This is a genomic window from Pseudomonadota bacterium, assembly GCA_034189865.1.
Classification (GTDB): domain Bacteria; phylum Pseudomonadota; class Gammaproteobacteria; order UBA5335; family UBA5335; genus JAXHTV01.
The window spans coordinates 168,230-194,691 of record JAXHTV010000002.1 but is presented as its reverse complement, the minus strand read 5'-3'; the positions used below and the strand labels follow the sequence as shown (position 1 = coordinate 194,691).

Here is a 26,462-nt window from a genome sequence, read left to right as displayed (position 1 = left end):
TCGTTATAATAGCGCCGGCCTATGACCCATACGCATCGCATCGATTGACTCACGTGACGCCACCGAATTTACGCGACCAACACCATCACCAAGCGCTCTTGGAGTCGATCTTCAAGTGTCGCACCTCGGATGTGGGCAAGCTGTTAAAGCGTTGGCGCGGACTGAAACGACGTCTCGCGGCGGGTGAAAGCGCGGATCGGGGGTTGGCGGCGCTCAGTCGGGACATCCAGCAAAGTTTGGCGCGATGCGAGATACGAGCCGGACGTTTGCCCACGCTCGAATACCCGCCTGCGCTGCCGGTCTCGGAACGCCGGGACGAGATCATCGAAGCGATCAGATCCCACCAGGTGCTCATTGTCTGCGGCGAAACGGGTTCGGGTAAAACCACTCAGCTGCCGAAACTGTGCCTGGCGGCCGGGCAGGGCATACGCGGGCTGATCGGGCACACCCAGCCCCGTCGTCTGGCAGCCCGTACCGTGGCAACACGAATTGCCGAGGAACTCGGAACACCGCTGGGAGAGGAGGCTGGATTCAAGGTTCGTTTCAGCCAGTCCCTTGGGCCCGACCCTTTCGTTAAGGTGATGACCGACGGCATTTTGCTGGCCGAAACCCAACAAGACCGGATGTTGTCGGCTTACGATACGCTCATTGTCGACGAGGCCCACGAGCGCAGTCTGAACATCGATTTTTTGCTGGGCTATTTGCGGCAGTTGTTGCCTCGGCGACGCGACTTGAAATTGATCGTTACCTCCGCGACGATCGATCCTGAGCGCTTTTCCCGACACTTCGGCAACGCCCCGATCCTTGAAGTATCGGGGCGTACCTACCCGGTGGACATCCGTTACCGGCCTTTGGACGACACCCCGGACCGGTCCCGTCGCGATATTACCCAAGGCATCGTGGACGCCGTGCAGGAGCTGGACCGCGCCGGTCGAGGCGATATGCTGGTTTTTCTTCCGGGTGAACGGGACATTCGGGAAACCGCTGATGCGCTGCGTAAACGGGCGCTTCCGCAAACGGAAATTCTGCCGCTTTATTCGCGTCTGGCGGCGCGAGATCAAAATCTGGTTTTTCGGTCCCACACACAACGGCGGATTGTGCTGGCGACCAATGTCGCCGAGACATCCATTACCGTTCCGGGCATACGCTACGTGATTGATCCGGGGTTGGCGCGGATCAGCCGTTACAGCTACCGCACCAAGGTCCAGCGCTTACCCATCGAGCCGGTTTCCCAGGCGAGTGCCAATCAGCGAGCCGGCCGCTGTGGGCGGACCGGTCCCGGGATTTGCCTGCGCCTTTACAGCGAGGAGGATTTCCACAGTCGGTCGGAGTTCACCGAGCCGGAAATTCTTCGCACCAACCTGGCCAGTGTGATTTTGCAGATGAAATCCCTGGGGCTGGGCGACATCGATCAATTTCCGTTTATCGAACCGCCCGATTCGCGTTACGTGAATGACGGTTTGCGCATGCTGGCGGAGATCGGCGCTTTAGACGAGGGGCGGAATCTGACCCGACCGGGTCGGGAGCTCGCCCGTCTCCCAGTGGATCCCGGTTTAGGGCGAATGGTGCTGGCCGGCGCGGAACATCACTGCCTACACGAGATACTGATCATCGTCAGCGGACTGAGCATCCAGGATCCCCGCGAACGGCCGGCCGACTACGCTCAGCAAGCGGACGAAGCACAGCGGCCGTTTCAGGATGAGCGTTCCGATTTTCTGAGTTATCTGAATCTCTGGAACGCCTATCGCGACGCGGCGGCTTTGTCGGGCAGTCGTTTGCGGGCTTTTTGCGAGGCGCATTTTCTCTCTTATTTGCGGATGCGCGAATGGCAGGACGTTCACCGGGAATTGCTCGCGACGGTCAACGAGAGCGGTTTTCGAATCAACCAGACGCCGGCGGACTACGCGGCGATTCACAAGGCCCTGTTAACGGGCCTTCTGAGCCGCATCGGTTTCAAGGGCGAAGACGGTGAATATCAGGGCCCGCGGGGGACGCGCTTTCATGTTCATCCCGGTTCCGCGTTGTTCAAGAAACGCCCGCCGTGGCTGATGGCGGCCGAACTGGTTGAAACGGCGCGGTTGTATGCTCGCTGCGTCGCCCGGGTGGAGCCCGAGTGGATCGAGGAGATCGGCTCGCATCTTCTGAAGCGTAGCTATTTTGACCCTCACTGGGAAAAGCGGCCGGCCCAGGCCGTAGCCTATGAGCAGACCAGTTTGTACGGTTTGGTGCTCACCGCCCGAAGACGTGTTCACTACGGTCCCATCGAGCCGGTCGCGAGTCGGGAGATCTTCATTCGTGAAGGCTTGTGCGCTGGCGGCTACGTCAGTCAGGGGGTGTTCCAAGCGCGCAACCGGACGTTGATCGAATCGTTGGAGAACGAAGAGGCGAAGTTCCGCCAGGAAGGTGTCCTGTTCGATCCGGAAACGATCTTCGATTTTTATGACCAGCGGATCCCTGAAGATATTTACAGCGGCAAGACCTTCGAGACGTGGCGCAAAAAGAATGAGGCCAAAACCCCAGCGCTGTTAGTGATGACCAAGGCCGATCTGTTGCGCGGCGACGTCCAATTGGCCAGCGCGGTGGCGTTCCCGGATTTTATTTCCGTGCAGGGGTTGCAGTTGCCGTTGGCTTATCGGCTCGAGCCGGGCACCGACGCCGATGGCGTTACGGTTCGTATTCCCTTGCCCGCACTGAACCAGCTCAATCCGGCGCCATTCGAGTGGCTGGTTCCCGGTTTGCTGGAGGAGAGGATCGTCGCGCTGATTCGCAGTCTGCCCAAGCCGCTGCGGCGCAATTGTGTGCCGGCGCCACATTTCGCACGGGCGGTTCGCGAAGCGCTGAGTTACGATCCGGAGAAAGATCTGCTCGGGGCGATTGCCGGCGAGCTGAATCGTATGACGGGGGTCGAGATTCCGCGCGACGCGTGGGATCCATCGAAAGTACCCCGTCACCTAAAAATGCGCTTTGAGTTGGTTGACGAACAAGGCCACGTGCAGGCGGAGGGTCGAGATCTCAGCGCGCTTCAGCGTGAGCACGGCGGCCGCGCTCGCCAAACCTTCGGTGCGACTGTTGAAAGTCCGTGGGAGCGTTGTGATCTTAAGGAGTGGGACTTTGGTGAATTACCCGAATCGGTCGAAATTACCCGTGCGGGCGTTCAACTGCGTGCCTATCCGGCGCTAGACGTGGCCGAAGACGGCTGTGTGAATCTGCGGCTCATGGATTCGCCGGAGGCGGCGGCTCAGGCGACTCGGCATGGCGTGATCGGTTTGATTCGGCTCAAGCTCCATCAACAGATCCGGTATCTCGAGAAAAATATTCCCGCGCTACAGACCATGTGCCTGCACTTCTCTGCTCAGGGCGATTGTGCTGGTTTGCGCGACGACATCATCTATGCGGCGATGGACACCGTTTTTCTGGGCGACGGCGTTCCCCGCACGGAAGCAGCGTTTCGGGATTGCTTGACTCAGGGCCGTGCTCAGTTGACACCGGCGGTGAATGACATCGCGGGACACGTGGCACCGACGCTGGCGACTTACCACCAAGTTCTAAAAGCACTGAAGCGGGGCGCCTCGCCGGCTTTGGTGGGGGCGTATCAGGACGTACGGGATCAAATCGATCGTTTGATCTATCCCGGGTTTGTCAGAGCAACACCGGCACCTTGGCGAGCTCGTCTGCAGGTCTACTTGGAGGCTGCTAGTCGGCGTCTGGAGAGAATGCCTCAGCGCCTTGAGCGGGATCGCCAGGCCCAGAGCCAGGTTCGTCAGTGGTGGCTTTGGTATGAGAACAAAGGGGGCGATCGTGCGGCACAGACCCGCGAGGCGTTGCGGGAGTTTCGTTGGCTGATCGAGGAGTACCGGGTTTCCTTATTCGCCCAGGATTTGGGTACGGTGCGTCCCGTCTCTGAAAAGCGGCTTCAGAAGCTGGCCGATGCCCTCAAGTGAGCGTCGCGCTTCACTCAGTTGGGCTCGCAAAAGAAACCCATATTGATGCCCGCCAGTTCGATGACGTCGTTGTCATTCAATCGGTGCGCGTCGTGCCCGATGGATTTGCCATTGACCTTCGGCGGCTTGCCGCTGTCTCCCGCCGACGGGACGTAGCAGATGGTGTAGCCGTCTGGGCTGCGGGTAATCGCCGCCACCTGATTTCCCGGGCGGCCTACCGTGGTCAGGGTTTTGGCCAGCTTCATGCTCTGGCCCGCCTGTCGGCCACTCAAGACTTCCAGGCGCGCCAGGGGAAGTTTGGTGGGGGCGGTTTCTGTGGTCGTGTCCGTCGTCTCCAGCGCACGTCGGGCGGCCGCCACGCGGCGCTGGATGTTGCTGATACTGGGTAGTCCTTTCGCCTCCCGGTTGCCGGGACGCAACACGATGGTCTTTTCCAGTTCCGCTTCGCTGGGCGATTCTTCCTGAAAAACGAAGGTGTAGGTGGCGATGGTGATGATGTCACCATCGGCCAGTGGCAGCTTCTTAACGGGTTGTCCGTTGATCAATGTACCGTTAGTGCTGCCCAGGTCTTCGATTTCGCAGCATCCGGGTGTTTGGTGGACGATCGCGTGGCGGCTGCTTACGGCGCGACTTTCCAAGGGAATGTCGTTGTCGTTCGCACGCCCGATCGTTAACCGGGATTGGTCAACGGGGAATTCCTGTATCGGAGCGCCATTTTCAGTCAGTATCAACTTTGCCATAGCGTATCAACGAGCCGAATTCAGCGACGGAAAGTGCCGGAAAATGCGCTTGAACCAGTTATCTTCGGTACTTCGGGATTGCACTTGTGTATCCCTAGCGCGCGCCAAAATAACGGAAATGTTATCGCGTCCACCCTTTGCGTTGGCGGCCTTGATCAGCTCTTGTGCGGCCCTATTCAGGCTGGCTTCCCATTGCGTGAGTATGCGACCAATGACTTCGTCGCCCACCAAATCATGTAGTCCGTCGGACGATAGCATATAGACATCGCCCGGTTTGACGACATCTTCAACCACATCAATTTTGACATCGCGGTCCATCCCCAAGGCTCGGGTAACCACGTTGCGATTTCCCAGCTTGGCGGTTTCTTCCGGCGTGAAGACGCCACGTGAGATCAGTTCCTGATGCAGCGAATGATCCAAGGTCAGGCGCTCCAAACGTTTTTCGCGTATCCGATATGCTCGCGAATCGCCGACATGCGCAATGCTCAAGGAGTTGCCGAAGAAAATCGCCGACACAATGGTTGTCCCCATGCCTTTGTACTCAGCGCGCGTTGTAGCGGTCTTGAGGATGCGTTGATTCGCCGAATGAATCGCCTCGCTCAATAGGCGGCTGTAGGCTGTCAGCCCCGTTTTGGGATCTTTGCATTGGGGTTTGATGTCGCCAATGTTTTGATTGACGTAGTGACGGACACTTTTCACCGCCAGGCGGCTGGCGACCTCTCCCGCTTGGTAGCCGCCCATACCGTCCGCCAGCACAATGAGCTTGTGATCGGCATCGATCTCGATGCTGTCTTCGTTTTTGGCGCGCACGCGGCCCCGGTCGCTTAAGCCGGTAAACTGAAAGCGTTTTGCGCTGGGTTTTTTTTGGTCGCTCATGGCTTGATCAGCGCGCCGGTTGAAATATTCGCTGGGCTCGTCCAGGGGGTGTTCGATCCTGCATCGGTTGATCGATAGGCGGCTGGACAGGCTTTCCGGCGATGCGCGTTGGGCACGATAAGCTGCCACGCGGAGCCGAGCGCGCGCCGTGTTACCATTGCCGACTTCCGACAGCCGTGTTTGCACAGATGTATGGCCAAGCCCAAAACCTTGTTCGTGTGTAATGCCTGCGGTGCCCAGTCCCCGAAATGGGTTGGCCAATGTGCCGACTGCGGGGCCTGGAATACCCTTGAGGAGACCCAAGCAACCACTGCCGTTACCCATCGGTCCGGTTACGCTGGCGAAGCCAGCGCACTGCGTCGACTGACGGAGCTCGAATCTGCCGAAGAGCTTCGAACGTCCACAGGCTTGCGGGAAGTTGATCGGGTCCTCGGAGGAGGTATCGTCCGCGGCGGCGTAACCTTAATAGGTGGGGATCCCGGCATCGGCAAATCGACGCTGCTATTGCAGCTCGTCGCCCGCGTTCACGATGCACTTCCCACGCTCTATGTGGCGGGCGAAGAATCGTTGCAACAGATTCATTTGCGGGCCCAGCGTTTGGGTGTGGCCGATGTTCCCATTACCGCGCTGGCCGAAACCTGCGTTGAACGAATCATGGCGCAGGCCGAGCAGGCCCGTCCGGGGCTGCTGGTCATCGACTCCATTCAGACCATTTTTACCGAAACACTGCAATCGGCGGCCGGCTCGGTAAGTCAGCTTCGTGAATCCACAGCGCAACTGGTCCGCTACGCGAAGCGGACGGGGACAGCCGTTCTGCTCATTGGCCATGTGACCAAAGAAGGCGCCATCGCCGGGCCTCGTGTGCTGGAACATATGGTGGATACGGTGTTGTATTTCGAGAGCGACGTGGGTGGCCGCTATCGCGTGGTTCGGGCGGTGAAGAATCGCTTTGGTGCGGCCAACGAACTGGGCGTTTTTGCCATGACGGATGGGGGATTGAAAGAAGTCTCTCACCCTTCCGCGATTTTCCTGTCGCGGCACGAGGCGCCCATGACCGGGAGTGTCATCACCTGTATCCGTGAAGGTACTCGCCCCATGCTGCTAGAAGTTCAGGCGTTGGTGGACGAGAGTCCGCTACAAAACCCACGGCGGGTGACGGTTGGCATGGATCAAAATCGTCTGGCCATGCTGTTGGCTATTCTGCATCGCCACGGGGGTGTGGCCATGTTCAATCAAGACGTGTTCGTGAATGTGGTGGGCGGTATGCGCATTGGGGAGACCGCCAGCGATCTGTCGGTGCTGTTGGCTGTCTTGTCCAGTTTTCGCAACCAACCATTAGGTGCCGATACGCTGGTGTTCGGAGAGTTAGGCCTGGCCGGCGAAGTGCGGCCGGTGCCCAATGGCGAGGAACGACTGAATGAAGCGGCGAAACATGGGTTTCGCCGGGCTATCGTTCCTTATGCTAACCAGCCGCGTCACCGTACGATTGAGGGATTGGAAGTGATCGGTCTGCGACGGATGTCGGAAGCGTTGGACCTGCTATGACCCAAGCCGATGAGCGCGGTACCGACCGTCGCGAAGTGTCGTATGTGGAAATCGATGCATCGCGCGCCGGTCAGCGGGTCGACAATTTTCTGATGGGGCAGCTGCGAGGCGTACCGCGAACCCACATATACCGTATCCTGCGGCGGGGCGAAGTGCGGGTTAACAAAGGACGCGTCAAGCCCGACTACAAACTCCGTGCTGGCGATGTGGTGAGAGTACCTCCGCTCCGAGTGGCATCCGTCTCGGCGCAGTCCACGTCGCCACCGCCTTCACGTTTGACGGAGCGCTTGGCCGGCAGCGTCATTTACGAGGATGATCGCTTGCTGGTTATCAATAAGCCGCAGGGGATTCCCGTGCACGCGGGCACGGGGGTCGACTACGGTGTCATTGAAGTGTTTCGTTACCTGCGCCCCGACTGCCCCGATGTCAGTTTGGCTCACCGGCTCGATCGCGCGACCAGCGGCGTTTTGGTTCTCGCCAAAACGCCGGTTGCCATGCGAGAACTCCACGCGGCGTTCAAATCAGGGACGTGTGAGAAGCACTATTTGGCTTTGACGCGGGGCCGCTGGGCTTCTGATAAGACAGTTGTCCAAGCATCGTTGGACACGGAGCATCGAGAACGGGGTGAGCGAACCGTCAGGGTCAGCGCCGATGGCCGCACGGCGTCCAGCACGTTTCGTGTGGTTCAGGTGTTCTCGTTTTCTTCATTGGTCAAGATCCAGATCAGTACCGGACGTACCCATCAGATTCGCGTCCATGCCGCCCATCAGGGACATCCCGTCGCAGGCGATGATCGTTACGGCGATCCGGAATTTAACCGTCAAATGAAGGCGCTGGGGTTAAAGCGCTTGTTCTTGCACGCCGTTTCGCTGTCGCTCCCCGCCTTGGGTCAGCATCCGCCGTTAGATTTTGACGCGCCGCTTGCGGACGATTTGAAAGGGGTGCTCGATCATCTGCCGATCAAGCGCGGTACCTCAAAGTAACGGGTAACTTTCGGCCATCAGCATATCGCACAGACGAATCAATGGCAGTCCCATCAAAGCCGTGGGGTCTTCGCTTTCGATTCGACGGCAAAGCGCGATACCCAGGGTTTCGTTGCGAAAGCTGCCCGCACAATTGTAGGGCTGATCTTTCCGTAAATAATTCTCGATCTGCTCGTCCCTCAACGCCCGAAATTCTACCGTCGTTTCCACCAAATCGACTGTGCTTTTCCCGGTGACCGTGTTGGTGAGGCACAAGCCGGTGAGATAGATCACGGTCTGACCCGAAAGCCGTTGCAGTTGCAGGACTGCCTGTTCGTGTCCTCCCGGTTTGCCGACGGATTTACCGTCCACCACGGCCACTTGGTCGGAACCGATAATCAGCGCGTTGTTGAATTCACTCATAGCCGCGCGCGCTTTTTCCAGGGACAGTCGGCGAACCATGTCGACGGGTGATTCTCCTGGGTGGGGCGTTTCATCGACGGCCGGTGCGCGACAGTTGAAAGGAATCTGTAAACGTTCGAGCAACTGCTTTCGATAGGGGGAGGTCGAAGCGAGAACGAGAGTGGGTTGGTCGTTCATGGGTAAGGATCATCTGATTTGTGGCGCGGGTTTCATTTACTACGGGATTGAGCGGAAGTTTGTCAAGCTCGAAGCCTTTAAAGTACGTGGACTTGTCGATTCGACTCCATTATTGAAAAACAAAGGCTTGTGTCGGTTTTTTCGCGTCGCTTTTCTTTGACAACGACGGGGGGCGAGACTAAGATACGCCGCTTATGCGCGATGGGCTGCCGGGACGTATCGACGTTCCTCGTATGGTATCTGCGGGCGAAGTTCTCAGTGGCGGCTATGCCATTTCGGAACTGCCGCGCGTGAAAACCATGGTCTGCGACACCGTAGGTGACGTCCAGTTCGAGCTGAAGTTCGGGCGTAACGACACGGGCCGCTCGGAGATACGCGGTTTCATTCGCAGTTCGGTCACTATGACCTGCCAGCGATGCTTGGAACCGGTTGTTGTCCGGGTGGAACGACCTATAACGCTTCAGTGTGTCAGCAATGAGGCCGATTTGTCGCAGGTGGCCAGGGAATCCGAGCCGTTGTTGCTCGATGACGAGTACCTGACGCTGGCAGATCTGATTGAAGACGAGATGATACTGGCGCTGCCGAATTTCCCCCGACATGGTGAAGGGCAGTCGTGTCCCGCGCCGGAAATCCCGCGTGAGTGCGAAGAGAGCGATAGTAGAGAGCAGCCGAGTCAGAATCCATTCGCGGCACTTAAAAATTGGCGTTCAGAACACGATTAGGGTGTGTTCTACGCGACATTTGATACGAGGCGAGTTCTTCCACTTATGGTGTTACCGGCGTTGAGCTATTCAAGATAGTCATCAGCTGGGCGGCTACTGACCGGTTGCCGCATAGGGAGCTCGTTCGTTACATAGTTTGGATCAAATGGGAGTCAGGAATTCATGGCCGTACAGCAAAACCGTAAAACACGTTCAAAACGCGGGATGCGCCGCGCGCACGATGCATTGGGCGGCGTCACGCTTTCGGAAGACCGGACCACGGGCGAAACTCATCGCCGTCACCATCTCACCCCTGATGGCTATTATCGTGGCCGCAAAGTGCTAGATAAAGAATGAATTTACCGGATGCCGGTTCCATTCGTTGTTTCACGTGGTTGGTGATGACGCGGGATCTGGATCCGTACATTACAGGGATTCGCTGTAACGGCCGGGATTCGGAATAAACGCCACCGATGGAATACCAAGCTCGAATCTCACTTGATGCCATGGGCGGTGACCACGGTCCCCAGGTGGTTGTTGCGGCCGCCGTTGCGGCTTATCGCGAGTATCCCGCTCTGCGGCAGATTCTGGTGGGTGACCAGGACGCGATTCGAGCGGAATTTGCCAAGCATCGCGTTTCCGAAGACGAGCGATTGGCCGTTCGTCATGCCAGTGAAGTGGTGGGGATGGACGAGTCGCCATCCAAGGCGCTTCGCAACAAGAAAGACTCGTCGATGCGCGTGGCAATCAACCTGGTGAAAGACGGTCTTGCCGATGCGGTGGTGAGCTCCGGAAATACCGGCGCGCTTATGGCAACGGCACGGTTCGTCCTCAAAACCATTCCGGGTATTGATCGTCCGGCGATTATATCGGCCATGCCGACTATCCGCGGTCGCACTTATATGCTTGATTTGGGCGCCAACGCCGAATGTACCCCCGAGCAGCTGTATCAATTCGCCGTGATGGGTGCCGTGATGTCGGAGTCGGTGGACAACATCGCGGATCCACGAGTGGCGCTGCTGAACATCGGTGAGGAAGAAGTCAAAGGTGTCGACACGATTCGGAGTGCGGCGCAGCTATTGCAGCATTCCAATCTCAACTACGTTGGCTTCGTCGAGGGCAATCGCGTTTTCTCCGGTGACACGGACGTCGTCGTCTGTGACGGGTTCTCCGGTAACGTGGCACTCAAGTCCAGTGAGGGACTGGCGACCATGATGGCGCACTTTATCCGCGCTGAATTCAAGCGGAACTGGCTGACGCGAGCGGCGGGCTTGATTGCATACCCGGTTCTTAAAGCGATCGGGCGGCGGTTGGATCCGCGCCTTTACAACGGCGCGAGTTTGGTCGGGCTTCAAGGTATCGTGATCAAGAGCCATGGCGGCGCGGATGCATTGGCTTTCGGAAACGCGATCCGAATCGCGGTAGTGGAAGTCGAGAAAGCCGTGCCTCAGAAAATCGGCCGATTGGTGGCTTCGGCATTAACAGAACAACAAGTCGGCGAGGGATAACGTCAAATGTATTCTCGGATTGTGGCGACGGGCAGCTATTTGCCGAAGCGTGTGTTGACCAACGCAGAGTTAGAAAAGATGGTTGACACCTCGGATCAATGGATTCGGGAGCGCACCGGCATAGTAGAGCGTCGCATCGCAGATGATGAGGAAACGGTCAGCTGGATGTCCGAGAAGGCGGCACGCCAAGCATTGGAGAGTGCGGGACTGCAGCCCGAAGATCTTGATATGATCATCCTCGGTACCACCACGCCGGATCAGATTTTCCCTAATAGCGCCGTGTTATTACAAGAAAAACTGGGGGTCAAGGACATTCCCGCGTTCACCCTGGAAGCGGCCTGTAGCAGCTTTATCTACGCGCTCAGCGTTGCTGACAAATTCATGCGTAGCGGCGAGGTGAATCGAATTCTCGTGCTGGGCGCAGAAAAAATTACCCCATTGTTGGATTGGGATGACCGGGGTACCTGCGTTTTGTTCGGTGACGGCGCCGGCGCCGTCATTCTTGAGGCGAGTGAAGAGCCCGGCATTGTGGGAACCCATATTCACGCAGATGGCCGTTACAAGGATTTGCTCTATTTCCCATCGGGCGTGGGCCGGAACTTCCGCCATATGGAAAATGACTTTCTTCAAATGAAAGGCAACGAAGTGTTCAAAGTGGCCGTAACCACTTTGGGCCGGACGGTGGAAGAGTGCCTGGAAAAACACCAGCTCGACAAGACAGATATTGATTGGTTGATCCCTCACCAAGCGAACATCCGCATCATTCAAGCCACGGCGCGGCGATTAGGCATGTCGATGGAGCAAGTCATCGTAACGGTCGCCGAGCATGGAAATACCTCAGCGGCTTCGGTTCCCCTGGCTCTTGATGTCGCCGTCCGGGATGGTCGTGTCAAACGTGGCGACCTTCTGTTGCTGGAGGCCTTCGGCGCCGGCTTCACTTGGGGCTCCGCGTTGGTTCGATACTGAATTGAAGCACTCAAAATCGAACAATATCGTTTCGCGAATCGTCACTGGAATCTGGTGAGGATTGCTCTTTAGAGCACAGCCTTCTCGGCTCACTCCACGCAGTCGCTGTTTTGGTCTTTTAAACCAAGCCAGTTAGCTGCACAATAATCGTCACCACCTGCGATTTAGGTGGGGTCTTCGTCGGCCGCGCGTTTGTATTTCTGAACTTTCGACGTGGCTTACCCATCTTAGTAATTGGCGAATGTCTTTCCGAGTACCATGACCCGTAAAGAACGATTCGACGACGGCGATCTGGCTGTCGAGACGTCTAGACCGCAAGTTAAGCCACCACCTCTGTATAAAGTGGTGATGCTCAACGACGATTTCACGCCGATGGAGTTTGTGGTTCACGTGCTCGAGCAGTTTTTCGCCATGAATCGGAATAAGGCCACGCAGACCATGTTGCAAGTCCATACGCAGGGAAAAGCGGTTTGCGGTATTTTTCCGGCGGAGATCGCGGAAACCAAAGTGGCGCAGGTGAACGAGTATTCGCGGAAGAACAATCACCCGTTGCTTTGTTCGATGGAAGAAGCATAAGCTGAAATTCGTCCTCTTCAGGACTACGGGTTTGGGGAAACAGACCGATAACGGGGTAGGAGTAGAGAGTACATTTGGGCATCCGGCGGAGACCGGTTCGCGTCCGACTGGGGTAATCGAGCATGTTAAGCAAAGAGCTTGAGTACAGCATAAACGCCGCTTTCAATGACGCACGTGAGCGTCATCATGAGTTCATCACCGTTGAGCATTTGTTGTTGGCCTTACTGGATAACGCAATGGTCGTCGAAGTGCTCAAAGTATGTGGCACCGATCTGGAGTTGCTCGGTCGGGAATTGAGAGAGTTCATAGACGCCCATACGCCGGTGGTGGACGCGGATGAATCCCACGACGTCCAACCCACTCTTGGTTTTCAACGTGTCCTCCAACGTGCTTTTTTTCATGTTCAGTCCGCCGGTAAGAAGGAAGTGACGGGCTTGAACGTCTTGGTCGCGATTTTCAGCGAACAAGATGCGCATGCGGTGTTCTTGCTGAACAAACAATCGGTGACTCGCCTGGACGTCGTAAATTACATCTCGCATGGCATTCGCAAAGTCCATGACCATGATGACACCCCAGACGATGTGTCCGGAGACACGGATCGCACCGCCGATACGGATGAAAGTGACAGCCCGCTCGAGTTATATGCCACCAATTTGAACCAGCGTGCCCGGCGCGGCCATATCGATCCGTTGATTGGGCGTGAGAACGAAATCCAGCGGGTCGTACAAGTTCTATGCCGGCGCCGGAAGAACAATCCGCTGTTGGTCGGTGAGGCCGGTGTTGGCAAAACCGCGATCGCCGAGGGTCTGGCCTGGTTGATTACGCAAAATCGTGTCCCCGAAGTTCTCGCAGGCGCTACGATCTATGCTCTGGACTTGGGGGCTTTGGTGGCCGGCACCAAGTATCGCGGGGATTTCGAAAAACGATTGAAAGGTGTCCTGGCGCAACTGCGTAAGCAACCTGGCTCGGTTTTGTTCATCGACGAGATTCATACCATTATTGGTGCTGGCGCAGCCTCTGGCGGCGTGATGGATGCATCAAACCTGTTGAAGCCCATGCTCGCGTCGGGCGAACTCAAATGTATCGGCTCCACGACGTATCAGGAGTACCGCGGGATTTTCGAGAAAGACCGAGCGTTGGCTCGGCGTTTTCAAAAGATCGATGTTCCTGAGCCCAGCGTGGAAGAGACCTATCAGATCTTAATCGGTCTGCAGAAACAATTCGAAGATCACCACAAGGTTCGGTTCACGCGGCCGGCCCTGAAAGCCGCTTCCGAGTTGTCTGCCCGTTACATTACCGACCGTCACTTGCCCGATAAGGCCATTGATATCGTGGACGAGGCGGGTGCGAGCATCCAGCTACAGCCTGCAGGAAAACGCAAAAAAACGGTAACGGTGGGCGATGTCGAAGCCATCGTCGCCAAAGTTGCACGTATTCCTCCCAAGAGCGTTTCCAGTTCAGACAAAGACATCCTGCGCAACATGGAGCGCGATCTGAAGCTGGTCATCTACGGCCAGGATGCGGCCATTGAGTCTCTTGCCGATGCCATTAAGATGAGTCGGTCGGGCCTGGGGCATCCCAATCGCCCAATCGGTTCGTTTCTGTTCGCCGGCCCGACCGGCGTGGGGAAAACCGAAGTGACGCGCCAACTGGCGCATGTCATGGGAATCGAGTTGATCCGCTTCGACATGTCTGAGTACATGGAGCGGCATACGGTTTCCCGTTTGATCGGGGCGCCGCCTGGCTACGTCGGTTTCGACCAAGGTGGATTGCTTACCGATGCCGTTTTAAAGAATCCCCATGCAGTGATTCTGCTCGATGAGATCGAAAAAGCACATCCCGAAGTATTTAATTTGCTGCTTCAGGTGATGGATCACGGAACGCTCACTGACAACAATGGTCGAAAGGCCGATTTCCGCAACGTGATTTTGGTGATGACCACCAACGCCGGTGCCGAGGCTTTACATCGTCCGTCGATCGGCTTTACTGAGCAAAACCACTCCACCGATGTGATGGAAGTGATTCGCCGGTCATTTACGCCCGAGTTTCGCAATCGATTGGATGCGATCATCCAGTTCCAACCGCTGGACCGGCGAACATTGGACCATGTGGTGGACAAGTTCCTCACCGAACTCGAAGTTCAGTTAGAGGCCAAACGGGTGACGATATCGGCCGATCAGCAGGCTCGACATTGGCTGGCAGAGCAGGGGTATGATTCGCAGATGGGCGCGCGGCCCATGGCCCGGGTGATACAAAACCACATTAAGCGTCCGTTGGCCGACGAAATCCTGTTCGGGCGGCTCGCGCATGGCGGTCATGTGCACTTGTCAGCGGACGAGAACGGGCTGGTACTGGAATACGAGACGGCTAAGGACGAGACACTCGCATAAACGGGTGGGTCTGACTAACGGGCCCGATAAACGATGCGTCCCTTACTGAGGTCGTAAGGCGTCAGTTGAACGGTGACTTTATCACCGGTCAAAATCCGAATATAGTGTTTGCGCATTTTTCCGGATATGTGGGCTGTCACCACGTGACCGTTTTCTAATTCCACTCGGAACGTCGTATTAGGCAATGTCTCGATGACTTTGCCTTGCATTTCAATCAAATCTTCCTTCGCCATAGAGCCTCGTCGTTGGTGGTCAACTGAACGGTTTCCAGGGTTGCTTTCGTCTTCCCTGGATAAGGTGTGCGGCGAGGATTGTGCACCAAGCGATCTTGGGCTTCAACTGGCGTTGATACGAATCCGCTCCCGATCAATCCGACTCGACCCTAATTTGCTTTCCATTGCGCCAAATTTGTCGCTTCTCCGAGATCGTCGTCCAGTTGCCATCTTGTGGGATTTGGCCGACCGTCATTGGCTTGTTCGAGCTGTTGGAGAAAACGCCATCGGGGTATTTCTACCGCGCCCATACGAAGTAAGTGGGGAGAGGAAACCTGTGCGTCGATAAAGTGATAGCCCCAACGCATAAGCTGCGCACAGAGCGCCACCAGAGCGATCTTTGATGCATTCGGGCGGCGACTGAACATGGACTCACCGAAAAAGATTTTGTTCAAGGCCACGCCGTATATACCGCCGATCAGTTCTTGGTCGAGCCAAACTTCAACCGAATGGGCGAATCCTCTGCGGTGGAGCCGCCCATAGGCGGCTTGCATCTCCTCGGTGATCCATGTTCCTGACTGGGCTTCTCGCGGCGCGGCGCAGGCGTGGACTGTGTGTTCGAAGGCGCTGTCCGCGCGAAGGGTTGCCCCCGAACGCTTGAGTTCACGGCGGAGACTGCGGGACACGTGGATAGCGTGGGGGTAAAGAATAGCGCGCGGGTCGGGCGACCACCACAGAATGGGTTCGCCGGGGTTGTACCAAGGAAAGATGCCCTTTTGGTAGGCGTATAGCAGTCTGCCCACGGACAGATCGCCACCTGCTGCCAAAAGGCCATTAGGCGATTGCAAGGCGGCCTCGACAGGGGGGAAATCGGACGGCGGTGCCGAGGGTGGAATCCAGGGGATGGTGGTCATGAAAAACTTCGAATCGTGAAGAGTTCAGGGCGTGCCATCTTGCCGAAATGGCGAGTGCTCGCGAAGTTCGGCGAGGTAGCGGTCCACCAAGGCCTGTTCTTGGTGCACAAAATCTCCGATCGCGGCGCGAAAACGGCGATCGCCAATCCAATGCGCTGACCAATCGGAAACCGGGAGGAATCCCCGGCTCAGCTTGTGTTCTCCCTGGGTGCCCGGGTCGAAAAACGAGCGATTCGAGGCCAGACAGTACTCGATGCCCTGATAGTAGCAGAGTTCGAAATGCAGGCTATGGTAGTCCTCTCGTGAACCCCAATAACGGCCGTAGAGCGTGTCTTGATCTTCAAAGCTGATATTACAGGCGACAATATCGCCGTGGTGGCGCGCTACAAAGATGCGCATTTGTTCTCCCATCGTCCGGCTGATTTGTTCGAAAAATGATGGGTTCATGTAAGGGTGTGTACCGCGAATCAGAAAAGTGCGGGCATAAAGCGGATAGAGGTTCGCCCATAGGTCGGGGGTGATTTCGGCACCGGATAACGACTCGATTCGCACCCCCGACTCGGCAATGCGACGGCGCTCACGTTTGGCCTTCTTTCTTTTACTCGCGGTCATGGCGCCCAGAAACGCGTCGAAATCGGTCCAATTCTGGGATTGCCAGAGAAAGCGATAGCTTTTCCGGATGAGTAGACTTTCGGTGTCGGCAAGCGCTAAGCGCTGCTCATCGCTCGGAAACAAACAATGCCAAGACGAAATGTCTTCATCTTGTGCATACTCGATGGCTGCATCCACGAGCTGAGTTTCAATCTGCGAACGATTACGTGCGTCGTGAAGGCTTAGCATACGGGAGCCGGGCACGGGCGTGAAAGGAATTGCGTTGACGAGTTTCGGGTAGTAGGGGATACCGTGACGTGCGTAGGCATCGGCCCAGGAGATATCGAAGACGTATTCGCCTCGAGAGTGGGTTTTGAGATAAAGGGGCATGGCGCCCACCAACTGCCCTTCGCGAAACGCACAAATGTGCCGAGGTTGCCACCCTGTCCGATGACCCACGCATTTGGTCTGTTCGAGGGCGGTCAAATACTCGTGACGCAAAAACGGATAGTGGGAAGGAACTAAGTTGTTCCAGTCACCAGCGGCAATCTCGTCGATCCGCGCGTGTCGTGTGATCTTGAATTCGGAGGTGGCTGTGCGGTCAAACATTCTATGGCTATGATGACAGGGTTTTCTCGCACCGAATAGCGGGGCTCGCCGGTGTGGATCAAAGCCCATTGTCCGGTCTGTTGACATCGTGACGGTGGCATCGGGCAATTGGTTGGAATCGTCATCCTGCTCGACAAGGAGTGTTATGAAAATCGCCATACCAAAAGAAGTCAAACCGCTAGAGGGGCGTGTCGCTTTGATTCCCGAGGCCTGCGCCCAATTGGTGGCGCACGGGAATAGTGTGTTTGTTCAAAGCGGTGCGGGTCTGGCGAGCGGCTACGAAGACGCGGCATACGTGCAAGCGGGCGCACAGATCCAGCCGGATGCCGCCTCGCTCTACGGCGCGGGCGAACTGATTGTTAAAGTGAAAGATCCGGTGCCGGCTGAATGGCCCTTGCTACGACGCGATCATACGCTTTTCTCATTTTTGCACCTGGCGCCGAATCCTGAGCTCGCCGATGCCTTATGTGCTTCCGGCGCCACCGCGCTGGCATTCGAGACGGTGCTTGAGGGCGGTCAGCTACCGGTATTAGCGCCCATGAGCGAGATCGCGGGACGGATCGCTATCCAGGTCGGCGCACATTTGCTTCATTCCCCGCAGGGTGGACGCGGTTTGTTGTTGGGTGGAATTACCGGCGTGCCTCGCGGGCATGTGGTGGTGATCGGTTGCGGGAACGTTGGCCTGTCCGCGATCCGTGCGGCGGCTGGCCTGGGGGCCCAAGTGACGGCCTTCGATCTGAACCGCGAACGCCTCGCGCAAGCGGGCGCGCTTGGTGAGAATGTCACGCCCTTGTATCCCTATGCCCAAGCGTTGGCGTCCGCGGCCGCCGAGGCAGACCTTTTAGTGGGCGCGGTTTTGGTCACGGGTGCGCGCGCTCCGCATGTGATCGACGAGGCGACCGTGCAGCAGATGCCCAAGGGCAGCGTGATTGTGGACGTGGCGGTGGATCAAGGCGGGTGTGTGGCAACCACCGAACCGCGTGGATACGACGATCCGGTCTATGAGAAACACGGGGTTCTCCATTTCTCGGTAACCAACATGCCCGGCGCGGTACCGAGAACGGCGTCCCAGGGCTTGTCCGCCGTGTTGCTTCCTTATGTTTCGCAGCTCGCATCCGAACGGTGGCGAGAGAACCCGGTGTTAGAAAAAGCGGTCAATGTGGAAGGCGGCAGAAACCGGCTCGCCGAAAACTGGCCGGTTGATGGATAATGTTCGGTTAAACTAATACGCTACCGGCGACTTATTACGGGCTAGATTGCGATTTGAGCCAGGCTTCACCTAAGCAACAAAAGCGCACGTTAAGTGTGGAACCGCTGGCGCGTGGCTTACGCGAGGCCGTGCTGATCCTGATGGCGGCCGTGTCGGTGTACAGTCTGGTCACCCTTGCGACCTACGATGCGAACGATCCGGGTTGGTCGCATACGGGTGCCGGAACACCAGTTGAAAACTGGGGTGGCGTAGCGGGCGCGTGGCTGGCAGACGTTCTGCTGTCGCTGTTCGGTTATGTCGCCTATCTGTTTCCCATCCTGATCGCTTACGGCGGCTGGTTGATGTTTCGCGGCCGTTCGCTCAAAGGGCAGGGCCTCTCCGCGGAACACGTTCTGAGAACCGTCGGATTCATCGTGTTGATTGCTACCGGTAGTGGTCTGGCTGCGTTGCATTTTCGTACCGACTTGATTGCTTTGCCGGCAGGAGCGGGCGGTATTGCGGGCGACATGATTGGCGATTTTTTGGTCGGGGTGTTCAGTCCCATCGGCGCCAGTCTGCTGCTGGCCGGGTTGTTCCTGGGCGCGATGACTTTATCCACGACCCTGTCATGGTTGAGTGTGCTGGATCATTTGGGTGAGGTGGGTGTGAATGCCGCCCGTTGGATCACACGCCGCATACAAGACGGCTTCGAGCGCTTGAGTGAGCGCCGCGAACAAAAGCAACACCGGCATGAGCAACAGCTACGAAAACAAAAAGTCGCCAAAACGAGCAAACCCCGAATCGAACCCACCGTCAAAGCCATTGAGCCCAGTGAACGGGCGCAGAAAGAACGCCAGGTCACGCTGTTCGACGGCCTCGCCGGCGATGGTATGCCGCCGCTGGCCCTATTGGACGAGGCCAATGGCGTCAGCAACCGCTTGTCCGATGAATCGCTGGAGGCCATATCGCGGCTGGTGGAGTTGAAGTTGCGTGATTTTGGCGTCGAGGTCGAGGTGGTGGCGGTGCACCCCGGGCCGGTCATCACGCGCTTTGAACTGCAGCCGGCGGCCGGCGTCAAAGTCAGCCAGATCAATAACCTCAGCAAAGACTTGGCGCGATCGCTTTCCGCCGTCAGCGTCCGGGTCGTGGACGTGATTCCAGGCAAAACTGTGGTCGGGCTGGAAGTGCCGAACGAGAACCGCGAGCTGGTGTACTTGAGCGAAATCCTCAAGTCCCGGGAGTATGATCAAGCCTCCTCGCCACTGACCTTGGCGCTTGGCAAAGACATCAGCGGTCAGCCGATGGTGGCCGATTTGGCCAAGATGCCTCACCTATTGGTCGCCGGTACCACTGGGTCCGGTAAGTCAGTGGCGATCAATGCCATGCTTTTAAGCTTGCTTTACAAAGCCGAGCCCGAGGACGCTCGGCTGATTCTTATTGATCCGAAAATGCTTGAGCTCTCGGTCTATGAGGGAATCGCTCATCTGCTGACGCCCGTTGTGACAGATATGAAGGATGCCGCCAATGTGCTTCGCTGGTGTGTGGCCGAAATGGAGCGGCGATACCATCTGATGGCGCAGATCGGTGTGCGGAATTTGTCGGGATTCAATCGAAAAGTTGAAGAAGCCCAGGCCCGTGGTGAACCGATCACGGATCCGTTTTACGATCCGGAAATGGCGTTTGACCCGGAGCAAGCACCGCCGACCCTGACACGATTGCCGAATATCGTCGTGGTGGTGGATGAGTTGGCCGACCTGATGATGGTTGTGGGTAAAAAGGTTGAAGAACTCATCGCCCGTCTGGCGCAAAAGGCCCGAGCAGCAGGGATACATCTGATACTTGCGACCCAGCGCCCCTCGGTGGATGTGATTACGGGCTTGATCAAAGCCAATATTCCCACGCGTGTGGCGTTTCAGGTTTCCTCCCGCGTGGATTCACGCACCATTCTCGATCAAATGGGCGCGGAGCAACTGTTGGGTCATGGCGACATGCTCTATCTGAAACCCGGGACGGGGATCCCGGTGCGGGTGCACGGTGCATTTGTGGCGGATCACGAAGTCCACAATGTGGTGAACTATCTGCGAAAACAGGGTGAACCCGATTACGACGGAACCGTTTTGGAGGGCGCCTCGGACGGGTCGTTGTTGCCCGGTAACGGTGGCGCCGAGGGGAGCGACCCGGAAGCGGACGAACTCTATGACGAGGCGGTCCGGATCGTCACCGAAAGCCGCAAAGCGTCCATATCTGGTGTCCAACGCCGATTGCGCATTGGCTACAATCGCGCCGCTCGACTGATCGAGGCGATGGAAAGTGCCGGCGTGGTGGGCGAGATGCAAAGCAATGGCAGCCGGGAAGTCCTTGCGCCACGACCCATACGGGATGACTAGATGAAGGAATGTATTCACCTGGGCAAACTGTTTTCCAGGAGCAACCATCAAATGACGATATTGGCCGTATTGGGCTTTGTGATGGCTGTCGCGATGATGCCGGCGAGTTTGGCATCGGCCTCCGAGTTGCAGCGGTTTTACGACGAAGTTTCGACCTTACAAGCACGGTTCATACAGCGGGTCGAAGACGAACGGGGTCGAGTGATCGAAATCACCGAGGGTCAATTGTGGTTGCGTCGGCCGAACCTGTTTCGTTGGAGCTACGATGGCCCCAACCCGCAAATTATTGTCAGTAACGGACGCAACATTCAGCTCTACGACGTGGACTTATCCCAGGTGACCGTCCGTCCGCTCGATGACGCCTTGAGCGGAACGCCCGCCTTGTTGCTGGCGGGCGGCGCGGATCTGGAACAACATTTTTCGGTGACCTCGACCGGTCGGCATGACGACTTGGACTGGTTCGAGCTGACGCCTCGCAATACAGAAACCGATTTTCGCTTGGTTCGTCTGGGGCTGAGAGAAGGGCGGATTTTGCAAATGGAGTTGATTGATCAATTCGGACAAGTCACCCGTATCCGTTTTACGGCGATCAAAGTGAACGTGGACGTACCCGCGAGTCGGTTTGAACTGGATTTGCCACCGGACGTCGACGTCGTTCGAGGTTAGTCGCCGTGTCGCGCCTGGTTTTCGCCCGCTTCTGGATCGGAGCGGGGTTCGTCATGTTAATGGTCGTCGCTTACCTCTCACTGGTTGATCTCAGTTCTACTCCGGCCCCGAGTTGGAACGACAAGCTGATTCATTTCTCGGTTTATGCTGTGTTGGGTGGATGGTTCGCATGCATCTCGTCCGGAAATCGGCTCATGTCGATTGCTGCCACCATCGCTCTGTACGGCGCAGCGCTGGAGTTGGCGCAAGCTTTCACGCCGCATCGCAGCCTGGAGTTGGGTGACATGATGGCGAATGCCTTGGGCGGTCTGCTGGGTGTTCTGCTCTATTTCACGCCGCTGCGTCACGCATTGGTGACGCTAGATGGCGTACTCGCGAGGCAGCTGCGATGAATGTCTTGAACGAGCATCGTCCCCTGGCGGACCGTATGCGCCCTCGCTATATCGATGAGGTGGTCGGCCAGCAACACCTGCTGGCACCCGGAAAACCGCTGCGCCGCGCCCTTGAGGGCAGCTTGCCGCATTCGTTGATTCTCTGGGGGCCGCCGGGAACCGGTAAGACCAGCCTGGCGCGGTTGATGGCCGACCGCGCCGGTTTGGCGTTCGTGAACCTCTCCGCCGTGATGGTGGGCGTCAAAGAAGTACGCGCCGCAATGGACTCGGCGCAGCGACTCAAAAGCGCCCAAGGCACTGCGACGGTCTTGTTTTTGGACGAAGTCCATCGGTTTAACAAAGCCCAGCAAGACGCGTTTTTGCCGTTCGTGGAAGACGGTACGATCATATTCGTCGGCGCCACCACCGAGAATCCGTCGTTCGAACTCAACAACGCGTTGTTATCCCGGGCGCGAACGTATGTGCTCCGACGTTTGGAGCCAGCCGATCTAAGGCGCTTGCTCGATCTAGCGCTGGACGACGATGAACGCGGACTCGGCGCCCAAGGGATACATCTGACCGATGCCGCATTCGATGGGCTCATCCAGGCGACCGACGGCGATGGTCGAAGGGCGCTGACCTTGCTGGAGCTGTGCGCTCAACTCGCTGATGCCGATGGAACGGTCGATGTCGATGCCGTACGGGACGTGGTGGGCGATGGAATCCGTCAATTCGACAAAGGCGGCGACGCCTTCTATGACCAGATTTCAGCTTTGCACAAGAGCGTGCGGGGTTCGTCGCCCGATGCGGCCTTGTATTGGCTGGCCAGGATGTTGGACGGCGGGTGTGACCCGTTGTACATTGCCCGGCGACTGGTGCGGATGGCCAATGAGGATATCGGCAATGCCGACCCAAGGGCTTTGACCTTGACGCTCAACGCCTGGGATGCTCAGCAGCGCTTGGGGAGCCCCGAAGGCCATTTGGCGATGGCCCAGGCCGTGGTCTATCTCGCCTGTATGCCGAAAAGCAACGCGGTCTATCGGGCTTTCGGGAGCGCAATGGCCAGTGTCCGCGAACATGGATCGCTGCCGGTACCGGTTCATCTCCGCAATGCACCGACCAAGCTGACTCGGGAGTTGGGGCATGGCCGTGATTACCGCTACGCCCATGATGAGCCAGACGCCTACGCCGCGGGTGTGAAATATTTCCCGGACGAAATGGTTCCTCTTCAGTATTACGAACCGGTAGACCGTGGCCTTGAGATTCGGATCGGTGATCGCCTGAGAGAGTTGCGACGCCGTGATGACGAGGCGATCTGAGGCTCCGCGGTATGGCGAAGGACGGTGCATGCAGACTTGGCTGATCTCGCTCGCGATTGCCGCCGGCGGCGCCCTGGGCGCATTGGCGCGTTACTGGATGAGTGTCTGGGTTCAACGAGTCGCTGGGACGGACTTTCCATTGGGTACGTTGAGTGTCAACGTGGTCGGGTCGCTGATTCTCGGATTTCTCTACAGTTGGTCGCTTACACGTGCCGACTCCGCGCCTTTGGTGCGCTCATTGCTTATGGTGGGTTTTCTCGGGAGTTTCACGACGTTTTCTACATTCTCCGTAGAGACCCTGAATCTTTTAACCGCCGGCGCCTTCGGTAAATCGCTGGCCAACATCGTATTGAGCGTCTCCATCGCATTGGTCGCGGCGTCGATCGGCGCGTGGTTTGGCCGCACCGTGTGAGTGTGACCGATGCAGCGCACTTCGAATCAAGGATAAAACGAACGCTATGTTGGATCCCAAGCAATATCGAACCGAACCGGAGCAAACTGCGGCTAAACTCGCCCGCCGCGGTTATGTCATGGACATCGACCGTTTAAAAGCGCTCGAAGATCAGCGGAAAGAACGTCAAATCGAGGTGGAGAGCCTCCGCAACGAGCGAAACGTCGCCTCCAAGTCTATCGGTCGGGCCAAAGCCGCCGGGGAAGATGTGGCGCCACTGATCGCCAAGGTCGGCGAATTGGGGGATCGACTCGACGCTGCCGAGCGGGCCTTGGAGTCGGTGCAGGCCGGGATTCAGGATATTGTTCTGGGAATGCCCAATGTTCCTCACGACAGCGTACCGGATGGCCGCAGCGAAGAAGAAAACGTTGAGTTACGGCGCTGGGGCACGCCACCCGAATTCGATTTTGAACCCAAAGATCATGTGGATCTGGGGGCGGCGAATGATCGTATGGATTTTGCCGCTGCCAGCAAGCTAACCGGATCACGGTTCGTTGTTTTACGGGGCGCATACGCGCGCCTTCAGCGGGCCCTGACGCAGTTTATGTTGGATTTGCACACGCGCGATCACGGTTACGAAGAAGTGTACGTGCCGTATCTGGTCAATGCGCAGTCACTGACGGGCACCGGTCAGCTGCCCAAGTTTGAAAGTGATTTGTTCAAGATCGACTCGGATCCAAGCTATTACTTGATACCTACTGCCGAGGTGCCGGTCACCAATCTATTCCGGGATGTGATTCTCGAGACGGACCAGCTACCGCTGAAATTTGTCGCGCACACCCCATGTTTTCGCTCCGAGGCGGGATCTTACGGCCGGGATGTCCGGGGCATGATCCGTCAACACCAGTTCGAGAAAGTCGAGTTGGTACAATGCGTGAATCCCGCTGACTCCTACGATGCTTTGGAATCGCTTTTGGGCCATGCCGAGGCCGTTTTGCAAGCCTTGGGCCTGCCTTACCGCGTGGTGACGTTGTGTGCAGGGGATTTGGGCTTTTCCGCGGCCAAAACCTACGATTTGGAAGTCTGGCTGCCCAGCCAGCAACGCTATCGCGAAATCTCCTCGTGCAGTAACTTCGAAAGTTTTCAGGCCCGTCGCATGTTAGCGCGGTATCGTGATCCCGAGTCATCAAAACCCGCGCTGTTGCACACGCTGAATGGCTCTGGTTTAGCGGTGGGCCGTACATTGATCGCGGTATTGGAAAACAACCAGCAAGCCGATGGTTCAATTCGCATCCCGCCGGTCCTGCGTCCGTATCTGGGCGGGTCGGATCTCATACGCGGCGCGAACTGAGATGGGGTTCAACGACCCCAAGGTTCCCGAGCGAACAAGTCGCGATCAGCGTTGTCGTAGATCGCTCTGGGTGAGCGCATTGATGCCCGGCTATTTTTCGTTACACAGCGCCGCTGCGACCGAGTTACGGTGCGGGAACGATCTGGTGGGGCGCGGAGATTTCAAAGCTGAAGTTTTGTTGAAATGCGGAGAGCCTTTTCTAAAGGATCGCTACTACCAATCCCATTCCGGCTCTTCCGAGTGCGAGGTGGTGGATCAGTGGACCTACGAAAGTGGGCCGGGCAGTTTTTTCAAGATCGTCGAGTTTGAGCGTGGAGTGGTGGTCCGTATTCTGACGGGTGGGCGGGTGACGCCCTGACAGTCCCTAGGGTTCGAGCGACAAAAAAAGGCCCGGTGTTTTCTACCGGGCCTTTTTTGGTATGCGTTGGACTGTTGATTAGTCTTTCTGCAATACCTTTTCTTTGGTGGCCTTGAGCACAGCGACGACACGCCGGTTGGCTTGACGGCCTGCGGCGGTGCCGTTGTCGGCCACGGGCCGCTCTTCACCATAGCCCACGGCACGGACGCGCTTGGCATCGACGCTGTAGCGTTCGAGCAAGACCTGACGTACGGCGTTGGCACGACGCTGTGACAACACGCGGTTGTACTCGGCGGCGCCGGTGCTATCGGTATGGCCTTCGATGGTCACCTCGGTGCTGGGGTATTCGACCATGAAGTCGGCGACTTCTTTGATCTCCGGATAGTAGGTCGGAGCGATGGCGGCCGAGTTGGTCGGGAACAGGACTTCCAGCTTGATGCTGACCGGTTCTTTCAGGATGATTTGGCAGCCGTTCTCGTCGACTTTGGCGCCCTTGGGTGTCTTGGGGCATTTGTCGAGGTAGTCGGCCACGCCGTCACCATCGCTGTCCAGCGGGCAACCGTCGGCATTGACTTCCACGCCTTCCGGAGTGTCGGGGCATTTGTCGAGGTAATCGGCCACGCCATCACCATCGCTGTCCAGCGGGCAGCCCGCTTTATCAACCGCCACGCCGGCCGGGGTATCAGGACATTGATCCATGTCGTCCGTTACACCATCACCGTCACTGTCGACAGCCGGTTCGGCACCGAAAATGTAGCTTAGGGCCAACAAACCGGTGACGTCGGTGGTGTCTTCGTCGGCGGCATAGTAGCCGCGGACGTCACCGCGCAGCATCAGGTTGTTGGTCAGCTCGGCCATCAAGCCCAAGCCGTAGTTCCATAGAGCGTCATCATCGTCCTCCAGCAGATCGGTATCGGCGTCAAAGCGGCCGCCACCGCCACCGACCACAACATAGGGGTGGATCACGCTATCGGGCGCAAACAAGTACAGTACGTCGAGTTGAACACGGCCGAAGTCGACATCCAGATCGGTACCTTCCAGCTCCGTTCCGGCGTAGGCAGCGACCAATTCTGTCATCCAGTGTTCATTGAAGCGATAACCCAGGCCAAGGCTGCCACCCATGGCGTCTTCGACGGTGCTGTCCGTGATGTCGATATCACGGTCGTCACCGAAGAACGTGGATGTACCACCCAACGTGATGACGGGCCCACTGTCCACCGCGTGAGCGGCAGGAATGGCGGCGATGCCGCTGGCCAGTGCCAGAGCGAGTGCGGAATGGCGAAGTCTCATTGACTGACT

24 protein-coding genes are annotated in these 26,462 nt (G+C 57.4%); 17 read left to right on the top strand and 7 right to left on the bottom strand.

Going from position 1 to position 26,462, the window contains the following annotated elements; genetic code table 11:
- The first annotated feature begins 53 nt into the window (after window positions 1-53).
- The gene (gene hrpA, locus SVU69_01955; GenBank protein ID MDY6941761.1) at window positions 54-3,941 is read left to right on the top strand and encodes an ATP-dependent RNA helicase HrpA; all 3,888 of its coding nucleotides are present in this window, start codon (window positions 54-56) and stop codon (window positions 3,939-3,941) included.
- Window positions 3,942-3,955: 14 nt separating this feature from the next.
- On the opposite strand, the gene SVU69_01950 is transcribed toward hrpA, so the two are convergent.
- Both SVU69_01950 and SVU69_01945 read right to left on the bottom strand, forming a co-directional pair.
- Entirely contained in the window at window positions 3,956-4,681 is a 726-nt protein-coding gene (locus tag SVU69_01950; GenBank protein ID MDY6941760.1) for an FHA domain-containing protein, read from the bottom strand.
- A gap of 6 nt (window positions 4,682-4,687) precedes the next feature.
- Entirely contained in the window at window positions 4,688-5,743 is a 1,056-nt protein-coding gene (locus tag SVU69_01945; GenBank protein ID MDY6941759.1) for a Stp1/IreP family PP2C-type Ser/Thr phosphatase, read from the bottom strand.
- Between the two features lie 6 nt (window positions 5,744-5,749).
- Here SVU69_01945 and radA point away from each other — a divergent pair, with 6 nt between their 5' ends.
- Both radA and SVU69_01935 read left to right on the top strand, forming a co-directional pair.
- On the top strand, window positions 5,750-7,102 hold the full coding sequence (radA, locus tag SVU69_01940; protein MDY6941758.1) for a DNA repair protein RadA: 1,353 nt from the start codon (window positions 5,750-5,752) through the stop codon (window positions 7,100-7,102).
- Entirely contained in the window at window positions 7,099-8,085 is a 987-nt protein-coding gene (locus tag SVU69_01935) for an RluA family pseudouridine synthase (GenBank protein MDY6941757.1), read from the top strand. The genes radA and SVU69_01935 overlap by 4 nt, the downstream gene beginning before the upstream one ends.
- Here SVU69_01935 and SVU69_01930 read toward each other — a convergent pair.
- The gene (locus tag SVU69_01930; GenBank protein ID MDY6941756.1) at window positions 8,077-8,664 is read right to left on the bottom strand and encodes a Maf family nucleotide pyrophosphatase; all 588 of its coding nucleotides are present in this window, start codon (window positions 8,662-8,664) and stop codon (window positions 8,077-8,079) included. The genes SVU69_01935 and SVU69_01930 overlap by 9 nt on opposite strands.
- Window positions 8,665-8,858: 194 nt before the next feature.
- On the opposite strand from SVU69_01930, the gene SVU69_01925 reads away from it, so the two are divergent.
- The 6 genes from SVU69_01925 to clpA all read left to right on the top strand — a co-directional run bounded on the left by SVU69_01925 (window position 8,859) and on the right by clpA (window position 14,805).
- Complete coding sequence (locus SVU69_01925; GenBank protein ID MDY6941755.1) at window positions 8,859-9,386, top strand: YceD family protein; 528 nt, start codon at window positions 8,859-8,861, stop codon at window positions 9,384-9,386.
- 162 nt (window positions 9,387-9,548) lie between these two features.
- The gene (gene rpmF / locus SVU69_01920; GenBank protein ID MDY6941754.1) at window positions 9,549-9,722 is read left to right on the top strand and encodes a 50S ribosomal protein L32; all 174 of its coding nucleotides are present in this window, start codon (window positions 9,549-9,551) and stop codon (window positions 9,720-9,722) included.
- A gap of 116 nt (window positions 9,723-9,838) precedes the next feature.
- Window positions 9,839-10,873: a phosphate acyltransferase PlsX gene (gene plsX, locus SVU69_01915; protein MDY6941753.1), complete on the top strand. Its 1,035-nt coding sequence runs from the start codon at window positions 9,839-9,841 to the stop codon at window positions 10,871-10,873.
- A gap of 6 nt (window positions 10,874-10,879) precedes the next feature.
- On the top strand, window positions 10,880-11,839 hold the full coding sequence (locus SVU69_01910; GenBank protein MDY6941752.1) for a beta-ketoacyl-ACP synthase III: 960 nt from the start codon (window positions 10,880-10,882) through the stop codon (window positions 11,837-11,839).
- A gap of 258 nt (window positions 11,840-12,097) precedes the next feature.
- Window positions 12,098-12,415 (top strand): ATP-dependent Clp protease adapter ClpS, encoded by a 318-nt coding sequence (gene clpS, locus SVU69_01905; protein ID MDY6941751.1) that lies wholly within the window; start codon window positions 12,098-12,100, stop codon window positions 12,413-12,415.
- 122 nt (window positions 12,416-12,537) lie between these two features.
- A complete protein-coding gene (gene clpA / locus SVU69_01900; protein ID MDY6941750.1) occupies window positions 12,538-14,805 on the top strand; it encodes an ATP-dependent Clp protease ATP-binding subunit ClpA in 2,268 nt (755 codons plus the stop codon).
- A 14-nt stretch (window positions 14,806-14,819) separates the two neighbouring features.
- On the opposite strand, the gene infA is transcribed toward clpA, so the two are convergent.
- The 3 genes from infA to SVU69_01885 form a co-directional block, all read right to left on the bottom strand.
- Window positions 14,820-15,038 (bottom strand): translation initiation factor IF-1, encoded by a 219-nt coding sequence (infA, locus tag SVU69_01895; protein ID MDY6941749.1) that lies wholly within the window; start codon window positions 15,036-15,038, stop codon window positions 14,820-14,822.
- 149 nt (window positions 15,039-15,187) lie between these two features.
- On the bottom strand, window positions 15,188-15,931 hold the full coding sequence (gene aat, locus SVU69_01890; protein MDY6941748.1) for a leucyl/phenylalanyl-tRNA--protein transferase: 744 nt from the start codon (window positions 15,929-15,931) through the stop codon (window positions 15,188-15,190).
- Window positions 15,932-15,955: 24 nt separating this feature from the next.
- On the bottom strand, window positions 15,956-17,131 hold the full coding sequence (locus SVU69_01885) for a GNAT family N-acetyltransferase (GenBank protein MDY6941747.1): 1,176 nt from the start codon (window positions 17,129-17,131) through the stop codon (window positions 15,956-15,958).
- Window positions 17,132-17,276: 145 nt separating this feature from the next.
- On the opposite strand from SVU69_01885, the gene ald reads away from it, so the two are divergent.
- From ald to SVU69_01845, 8 genes are all read left to right on the top strand, one after another.
- A complete protein-coding gene (gene ald / locus SVU69_01880) occupies window positions 17,277-18,341 on the top strand; it encodes an alanine dehydrogenase (GenBank protein ID MDY6941746.1) in 1,065 nt (354 codons plus the stop codon).
- A 53-nt stretch (window positions 18,342-18,394) separates the two neighbouring features.
- On the top strand, window positions 18,395-20,707 hold the full coding sequence (locus SVU69_01875) for a DNA translocase FtsK 4TM domain-containing protein (protein MDY6941745.1): 2,313 nt from the start codon (window positions 18,395-18,397) through the stop codon (window positions 20,705-20,707).
- Between the two features lie 51 nt (window positions 20,708-20,758).
- Entirely contained in the window at window positions 20,759-21,373 is a 615-nt protein-coding gene (lolA, locus tag SVU69_01870; GenBank protein MDY6941744.1) for an outer membrane lipoprotein chaperone LolA, read from the top strand.
- 53 nt (window positions 21,374-21,426) lie between these two features.
- On the top strand, window positions 21,427-21,765 hold the full coding sequence (locus SVU69_01865) for a VanZ family protein (protein ID MDY6941743.1): 339 nt from the start codon (window positions 21,427-21,429) through the stop codon (window positions 21,763-21,765).
- Window positions 21,762-23,063, top strand: coding sequence for a replication-associated recombination protein A (locus SVU69_01860; GenBank protein MDY6941742.1), 1,302 nt, complete (start codon window positions 21,762-21,764; stop codon window positions 23,061-23,063). The genes SVU69_01865 and SVU69_01860 overlap by 4 nt, the downstream gene beginning before the upstream one ends.
- 28 nt (window positions 23,064-23,091) lie before the next feature.
- Entirely contained in the window at window positions 23,092-23,475 is a 384-nt protein-coding gene (gene crcB / locus SVU69_01855; protein ID MDY6941741.1) for a fluoride efflux transporter CrcB, read from the top strand.
- Window positions 23,476-23,521: 46 nt separating this feature from the next.
- A complete protein-coding gene (gene serS, locus SVU69_01850) occupies window positions 23,522-24,805 on the top strand; it encodes a serine--tRNA ligase (GenBank protein MDY6941740.1) in 1,284 nt (427 codons plus the stop codon).
- 70 nt (window positions 24,806-24,875) lie between these two features.
- Window positions 24,876-25,163 carry a DUF2845 domain-containing protein gene (locus tag SVU69_01845; GenBank protein ID MDY6941739.1) on the top strand — a complete coding sequence of 96 codons (288 nt, stop codon included), beginning with the start codon at window positions 24,876-24,878 and terminating at the stop codon, window positions 25,161-25,163.
- Window positions 25,164-25,241: 78 nt separating this feature from the next.
- Here SVU69_01845 and SVU69_01840 read toward each other — a convergent pair whose 3' ends face one another.
- Window positions 25,242-26,453, bottom strand: coding sequence for an OmpA family protein (locus SVU69_01840; GenBank protein MDY6941738.1), 1,212 nt, complete (start codon window positions 26,451-26,453; stop codon window positions 25,242-25,244).
- Window positions 26,454-26,462 lie beyond the last annotated feature (9 nt).

Excerpts from the sequence above, each read along its gene's own strand:
- SVU69_01950 (MDY6941760.1), bottom strand. The coding sequence starts at position 4,681 with ATGGCAAAGTTGATACTGACTGAAAATGGCGCTCCGATACAGGAATTC.
- radA (MDY6941758.1), top strand. The coding sequence starts at position 5,750 with ATGGCCAAGCCCAAAACCTTGTTCGTGTGTAATGCCTGCGGTGCCCAG.
- SVU69_01935 (MDY6941757.1), top strand. The coding sequence starts at position 7,099 with ATGACCCAAGCCGATGAGCGCGGTACCGACCGTCGCGAAGTGTCGTAT.
- SVU69_01930 (MDY6941756.1), bottom strand. The coding sequence starts at position 8,664 with ATGAACGACCAACCCACTCTCGTTCTCGCTTCGACCTCCCCCTATCGA.
- SVU69_01925 (MDY6941755.1), top strand. The coding sequence starts at position 8,859 with ATGCGCGATGGGCTGCCGGGACGTATCGACGTTCCTCGTATGGTATCT.
- rpmF (MDY6941754.1), top strand. The coding sequence starts at position 9,549 with ATGGCCGTACAGCAAAACCGTAAAACACGTTCAAAACGCGGGATGCGC.
- plsX (MDY6941753.1), top strand. The coding sequence starts at position 9,839 with ATGGAATACCAAGCTCGAATCTCACTTGATGCCATGGGCGGTGACCAC.
- SVU69_01910 (MDY6941752.1), top strand. The coding sequence starts at position 10,880 with ATGTATTCTCGGATTGTGGCGACGGGCAGCTATTTGCCGAAGCGTGTG.
- clpS (MDY6941751.1), top strand. The coding sequence starts at position 12,098 with ATGACCCGTAAAGAACGATTCGACGACGGCGATCTGGCTGTCGAGACG.
- clpA (MDY6941750.1), top strand. The coding sequence starts at position 12,538 with ATGTTAAGCAAAGAGCTTGAGTACAGCATAAACGCCGCTTTCAATGAC.
- infA (MDY6941749.1), bottom strand. The coding sequence starts at position 15,038 with ATGGCGAAGGAAGATTTGATTGAAATGCAAGGCAAAGTCATCGAGACA.
- aat (MDY6941748.1), bottom strand. The coding sequence starts at position 15,931 with ATGACCACCATCCCCTGGATTCCACCCTCGGCACCGCCGTCCGATTTC.
- SVU69_01885 (MDY6941747.1), bottom strand. The coding sequence starts at position 17,131 with ATGTTTGACCGCACAGCCACCTCCGAATTCAAGATCACACGACACGCG.
- ald (MDY6941746.1), top strand. The coding sequence starts at position 17,277 with ATGAAAATCGCCATACCAAAAGAAGTCAAACCGCTAGAGGGGCGTGTC.
- lolA (MDY6941744.1), top strand. The coding sequence starts at position 20,759 with ATGACGATATTGGCCGTATTGGGCTTTGTGATGGCTGTCGCGATGATG.
- SVU69_01865 (MDY6941743.1), top strand. The coding sequence starts at position 21,427 with ATGTTAATGGTCGTCGCTTACCTCTCACTGGTTGATCTCAGTTCTACT.
- SVU69_01860 (MDY6941742.1), top strand. The coding sequence starts at position 21,762 with ATGAATGTCTTGAACGAGCATCGTCCCCTGGCGGACCGTATGCGCCCT.
- crcB (MDY6941741.1), top strand. The coding sequence starts at position 23,092 with ATGCAGACTTGGCTGATCTCGCTCGCGATTGCCGCCGGCGGCGCCCTG.
- serS (MDY6941740.1), top strand. The coding sequence starts at position 23,522 with ATGTTGGATCCCAAGCAATATCGAACCGAACCGGAGCAAACTGCGGCT.
- SVU69_01840 (MDY6941738.1), bottom strand. The coding sequence starts at position 26,453 with ATGAGACTTCGCCATTCCGCACTCGCTCTGGCACTGGCCAGCGGCATC.